The 316-nt window shown below is 60.8% G+C and carries 1 protein-coding gene; it reads left to right on the top strand.

Annotation, left to right across the window (positions count from 1 at the left end):
* The coding region (locus KJQ96_RS38990) for an Ig-like domain-containing protein (RefSeq protein ID WP_213291219.1) at positions 1-316 on the top strand (316 nt) is incomplete at both ends.

Here is a 316-nt window from a genome sequence, read left to right as displayed (position 1 = left end):
ACCGCCGCCCAGCAACAACGCGCCGGTCATCCAGACCGACCAGCTCAGCATCACCGACCACCGCGAGGGAACGACCACCCTTTTCGGCCTGTACGTTGCCGATCCCGACGCGGGAGACACATTGTCGGTCAGCGTCGTGCCCGCAAGTGTTGCCGGTAGTGTCGAGCTGTCGGAGGTCTCCGGCACGCTGGCGCAGGTCAACGATGCGCTGAGCGTCGTTAACTATCATGACGGCCAGGGAACCCAAGAAGCCGACATTGTGACGGTTACGGTTTCGGATGGCTCCGCCACCGACACTGTAAACTTCATTTTCAAT

The organism is Bradyrhizobium sp. sGM-13, from assembly GCF_018398875.1.
Taxonomy (GTDB): domain Bacteria; phylum Pseudomonadota; class Alphaproteobacteria; order Rhizobiales; family Xanthobacteraceae; genus Bradyrhizobium.
Note: the sequence above shows the minus strand (reverse complement) of the source record. Positions and strands in the feature narration are given on the sequence as shown.